A 6,071-nucleotide genomic window follows, 5' to 3' on the forward strand; every position below is an offset into this window, starting at 1 on the left:
TCGGACCACAAGCTGATGTGGAATGATAATGCGCTTCACAGGTTCGTTCTCATTCTCCAATATTTGAATTAAGCTTCTGGCTGCCTGATAACCTAACTCCACCATATTGATATTAATGGATGTCACTGGCGGTCGAGACATTTCTGCAAACAACGCATTGTTGAAGCTTATGATAGAGACCTGGTTTGGGATGTCGATTGCCATTTCTGTAAGAGTGTTAACTACACCTAGGGCCATCAAATCATCCGTCACGATTAAAGCGGTCGGCGAAACACTTGCTGAGAATAGTTTGTTGACCGCTTGCTGGCCACCTTCTCTCAAGAAGTATTCAGAATGAATGATATAGTCCTCTAGTAATGGTAGGTCTTCCTCGCTCAAGGCATTCTTGTAGCCTTGGAGTCGGTCCAATGTAACGGTTAGGCTTGGACTACCTCCAATGAAACCAATATGCTTATGGCCAAGTCCTATAAGATACTCGGTAGCCTCTTTTGCTGCAAGAAAGTTGTCATTATCTACATGAGTTATTTTTTCTACGTGCTCAAAAGGCTTACCAATCATCACAAACGGGAAATGGCGATTTCTTAAATAACTTAAAATCTCATCATTAACACGAGAGTAAAGAAGTATAATTCCATCCACTCTGCCGCCTTGGACCATCTGTACTACTCCATCAAATAGTTCTTCTTCTGTCGTTCCAGTAGTCATTTGGAGGGCATAATGTTTTTCATGTACGCCATCACTTAGTCCGTGCATAACCTCTGCAAAGAAAGGATTTTGAAAGAAAGCACCTGAAGAAGGCGGTAATACCAGGCCAATTACTTTCGTGGATTGATTTGCTAGACTTCGAGCAATAAAATTAGGATGGTAACCTAGCTGCTCCATTGCCTCTCTTACACGCTTCTTAGTTTTGTCACTAATGCGGGGATTATTGGCAATTACCCGAGAGACCGTCGAGGGAGCTACATCTGCTAATTTTGCTACATCTTTAATCGTAACCGCCAAAGGAATTCACCACTCTTTTTCTGTTTTCTTCAATATTCTTTAGAATATCATTATATAGATAAGGAAGGTTATTAACTAGTCTATATAGAGCTAAACCTATTATTTAGACAGATATACTCTTGTCTCATAGGGCTTTAAAGTAGCTTTTTCGGTTAATGTATCAGGTGCCCCCTCAAAATTACTTAGAACGAGGCGATAATCCTTCTGCTCCACCTCATGAAGGTCCAGTTCTACTGTCTTGTTACGGAAATTGCATAGAATAACTGCAAATACATTGTCTAAGTATCTTGTATAGACATATACATCTGGATCATTTTCTAAAAGAAGATCATATGCCCCATAAACAAACACTTCATGTTCCTTACGAAGCTTAATCATGCTCTTAAAAAAGTGGTAAATAGAATGTTCGTCCTCTAATTGAGCCTCTACATTAATGGAGGAGTAGTTCGGATTAACTTTCATCCAAGGTGTACCAGTAGTAAACCCAGCATTATCTGTGCTATTCCACTGCATTGGAGTTCTTGAATTATCTCTTCCACTAGTCCAAATAGTTTCCATCACTTCAAGATGAGGACGACCCTTTGCTATTTCTATCTCATAGAAGTTACGCATACCAATATCATCGTAATCATCGATGGAAGGTAGTTGAACATTTGTCATACCAATTTCTTGGCCCTGATAGATGAATGGCGTACCTTGCATTAGGAAATAGCATGCCCCAAGCATCTTAGCACTTTCATTCCAATATTCCTGGTCATTTCCCCAGCTAGATACACTTCTTGTTTGATCATGATTTTCTAAAAATAGGGCATTCCAGCCTCTTTCATGGAGTCCCTTTTGCCATTTTGTTAGCGTCTTTTTTAAACCAATGACATCTACAGACTTATTGGCATCCTTGTTCCAAAGCCCTAAATGTTCAAATTGGAAGATCATACTAAACTTCCCGTTTAACTCTCCAACCCAATCATCTGCCTCTTCAATACCTACACCATTAGCTTCACCAACCGTCATGATGTCATATTTAGAGAACGTTTCTTCCTTTAGCTCACTTAGGAATGTTTGGATGCCTGGTTGGTTTGTATGCATATCAAAAGAGGAAACAAACTGCTGTCCATCCGGATTTGGCATGTCTGGAAAGCCTTCTCGTTTTTTAATATGACTGATAGCATCTACACGGAAACCATCAATCCCCTTATCCAGCCACCAATTAACCATCTTATATAATTCCGATCTTACTTCTTCGTTTTCCCAATTTAAATCTGGTTGTTTAATCGCAAAAAGGTGCATGTAATATTGTTCCGTTGCCGTATCATATTCCCATGCGCTCCCGGAAAAAATGCTTTCCCAATTGTTTGGTGGCTCCGTCCCTTTGCCATCACGCCAAATATACCAGTCTCTTTTTGGGTTATCCTTAGAGGACCGAGACTCTATAAACCATGGATGCTCATCACTCGTATGGTTGATGACAAGGTCCAAAATAAGCTTCATACCTCGTGCATGTGTTTCTGTTAGTAATTCATCAAAATCCTTCATATCTCCAAATTGCTCTGAAATCCCTTGATAGTCGCTAATGTCGTAGCCATTATCCGCATTTGGGGATTTAAAAAATGGAGATACCCAAATGACATCTATTCCTAAATCTTTTAAGTAATCAAGCTTTGTTATTATTCCACGCAGATCCCCGATGCCATCGCCATTGCTATCCATAAAGCTTCTAGGATAAACCTGATAGCTGACCGCTTCTTTCCACCAATTTCGATTCATATAAAAAATACTCCCTTCGTTATGAGTGGTGTACATCTATCCCATAACTTTTAGACTTTCTTTTAAAGCTTCTTTCAGTCCTTACAATCTAGACCGTTTGTTCACTTCTTTAATTCCTAGTATAAGAATAATGATGAATGACACAATTACTGCAGATGAAAGAACTATAAATAACCAGTTAGGTCCTGGCTTCTCAGCTAGCTCGAAGATTTCTGCTTGACCACTCTCTAATTTAATCGAGTATTCATTCCCATTCGACTTAACGATAGTTTCAGAGAGCTGGCTAACTAACCGTTTCCCATTTTCAAGCTTATCCTTTAGCACAATGGTTTGATCACTCGACGTGTTATTTATGGCAACAATAATCGTCTCTCCATCTAATTTTCTAGCATAAACTGCGGTGCCTTCTTCTTCGTGCAATAGTTCCATCTCACCATTGGTTAAAGATGGATGCTCTTTTCTTATTGCTCCAAGCTTTGATATGTAGTCAACTACATTTCTTTCTGTATTAAAATCCAGCATACGACGATTATCCGGGTCATTTCCTCCATCCATCGCCATCTCGGTACCATAATAAATGATAGGCACTCCAGGAGCGGTATAGAGAAAGGTGAGACTTTGCTTAAGCTGAGTCAAAGGATTTTCTTTTTGATTAATCACCAGATGACTAAACCTTGTCATATCGTGGTTATCGACAAACTGTCCAAGCAAGTGGGACCGATCAAAAACCTTCTCGTTTCTTTCAGCATTTGAGAACAGCCAGCCAAGTGATTGATTTGATCTCTCGAAAGCAGTGCGCAGACTACCATTTTGGGAAAAGTCAAAAAAACCGTCTATTCCTGTTTCCTCATAGCTGGCAACGACATTAGGATTGTCATGCCACACTTCCCCTATCAAATATAAGTCTTCCTTTTCAGCCTTTACAGCAGAAACGAATTCTTTCCAATAATCCTTCGATACATGTTTGACTGTATCTAAACGGAAACCATCTATATCTGTTTCTTCTATCCACCATTTCGCTGCATCTATTAAATAGGCAGCTACCTCTGGATTGCTTTGATCTAAGTCTGGTAAATCATATAGCCAGCCATTTTCTACTTCCTGCTGGTCATTCCAATTAGTTATGGGTTGTTGGGGATGAAACCAGTCTTCCTTAGAAGGATCACTTAGCCATTCATGATTTGGTCCCACATGATTGACAACAAAATCTAAGATAATTTTTATATCTCTTTTATGTGCTTCATCAACAAGGGTCTTAAATTCATCCATTGTTCCGAAATATTCATTTGTTTTATAGTAATCCTTTGTCCAATAGCCATGGTACCCTTTTGGCATATTTTCAAAGATCGGGGTCAGCCATATAGCTGTGAAACCCATTTCTTCTATATAATCTAGCTTATCCGTAATTCCTTTAAAATCGCCACCATGATAAGCATAAGGGTCATCAGGGTTAGCATCCTTATCATTGGACGGATCACCATTATTAAAACGATCGACCATGATCATATATATAATCTCATCCTGCATCGTACGCTCTCCACTGGCAAAGACTGAAAGTGGCTGGAAGCTAACTAAAAGTATAAGAATGAAAAGTAAATGTCTACCCCTTTTTATAGTCATACACCCCCGATAGTTTCTTTGAACATTATTATCCCTTTGTTCCCCCAGCAGTTAGTCCGGAAACAAAATACTTTTGGAACGCTAAGAACAAAATAGTTATCGGAATTGCGATTAATACGGAGCCCGCAGCAAAGGTGGTGAACTCATTCCCAAATTGCTTAGATACTAGCTCATACAGCCCCACGCCCATCGTAAATTTTTCCTCTGAGCGAAGCATTACGCGAGCCAATATAAAGTCTCCGAAAGGAGCGATAAAAGAAAACAAAGCTACTACTGAAATAATTGGCTTTGCTAGTGGCATAATGATCTGCCAAAAAATTCGAAGGTGTCCAGCACCATCCATCCTTGCAGATTCATCAAGCTCTTTTGGAATGGTATCGAGATACCCCTTCATTAGCCACGTATTCATCGGTATTTGGCCGCCTGTATAGATCAAAATTAGCCCTAAATGAGTGTCTAAAAGACCAGTTCTTTGAGCTAAAACAAAGATTGCAATTAGCGCTGCAAAGTTAGGAATCATTTGTAGCACTAAAAACGTTAGTAGGCCATTTTTGCGTCCGACAAAGCGATAACGTGAGAAGGCATATGCGGTTAGTGATACACTGATGACCGATAAAGCCATCGTGATCAAGCTAATCTTCATTGAGTTGATATACCATAAAACATAATTAGAGTTTTCCATATCAAACAGCTCTAAGTAATGCTTAAAAGTCGGGTTTTCAGGAAACATAGTAGACCCGGAAAGACTCTGACCTGGATTTAGTGATGACCCAATTACCCAAAGAAGCGGATAGATAACGACTAGAGCAGCTACTAAGAGAATAAAGTACGAAAGTGTCAGTCTAATAATTTTCTCTGTTTTCGTATTCATATCACATCATATCCTCCTCTTTGAATGAATTTGTACGTTTGAACTGCCATAAAGCAACGGCTACTACAACTAATGATAAAAGCATCGTGATTGCTGCAGCTTTACCATATTGAGCAGAAGTCATCGTTAGCTTGTAAATCCATGATATTAAAATATCTGTTCCTCCGGCATTTTGGCCAGGTAATGCAGGCCCACCACCGTTGAATAAGAAAATAACATTGAAGTTATTAAAGTTAAACGTATATTGCGTGATAATAATAGGAGCAGTTGCATATAAAACCATCGGCAAAGTAATGCTTTTGAACTTTTGCCAAATAGATGCTCCATCTACGTTAGCTGCCTCATATAGTTCATCAGGAATCGATTGCAGAACACCTGTAGTCATTGCAAAAACAAATGGGAATCCAAGCCACGATTGTATTCCTATTAACGCAATACGCGTCCACATTTCAGAAGTCATCCACGGAACAGGGTCAATACCAAGAAAGCTTAAAATTCCATCGTTAATAACACCGAATGATTCATTGAACATACCAGAAAATATTAAGATAGATATAAATGCTGGAACTGCCCAAGGAAGTATTAAAATAGTACGGAAAACTGCTTTTCCTTTTAAATCTTTTTGATTAATGACAACTGCAAGGAATATACCAACTGCAACCTGGAGTGTTGTAGCTCCAAAAGTCCAAACAATCGTCCATCCGAGCACGCTGAAGAATGTAGAGCGCCACAATTCTAATTTAAAAATGTCTATATAGTTTTGTATACCAACCCAGTCCACTAGCTTTGCAGGTGGCGTATGATACAGGTCATA

General features: G+C 39.2%; 5 protein-coding genes. All 5 read right to left on the minus strand.

Going from position 1 to position 6,071, the window contains the following annotated elements:
- Positions 1 to 1,002 (minus strand): LacI family DNA-binding transcriptional regulator (locus AC06OU_RS11125; protein WP_475855811.1); only part of this gene is annotated, 1,002 nt, incomplete at its 3' end.
- Positions 1,003 to 1,101: 99 nt separating this feature from the next.
- A complete protein-coding gene (locus AC06OU_RS11130; protein WP_475855812.1) occupies positions 1,102 to 2,766 on the minus strand; it encodes a glycoside hydrolase family 13 protein in 1,665 nt (554 codons plus the stop codon).
- A gap of 81 nt (positions 2,767 to 2,847) precedes the next feature.
- On the minus strand, positions 2,848 to 4,386 hold the full coding sequence (locus AC06OU_RS11135) for an alpha-amylase family glycosyl hydrolase (RefSeq protein ID WP_475855813.1): 1,539 nt from the start codon (positions 4,384 to 4,386) through the stop codon (positions 2,848 to 2,850).
- Positions 4,387 to 4,414: 28 nt separating this feature from the next.
- Positions 4,415 to 5,257 (minus strand): sugar ABC transporter permease, encoded by an 843-nt coding sequence (locus AC06OU_RS11140; RefSeq protein WP_169359139.1) that lies wholly within the window; start codon positions 5,255 to 5,257, stop codon positions 4,415 to 4,417.
- A 1-nt stretch (position 5,258) separates the two neighbouring features.
- Positions 5,259 to 6,071, minus strand: an 813-nt coding sequence (locus tag AC06OU_RS11145; protein ID WP_475855814.1) for a carbohydrate ABC transporter permease, incomplete at its 5' end; no start/stop codon positions are given.

It is taken from the genome of Psychrobacillus sp. (genome assembly GCF_056205495.1).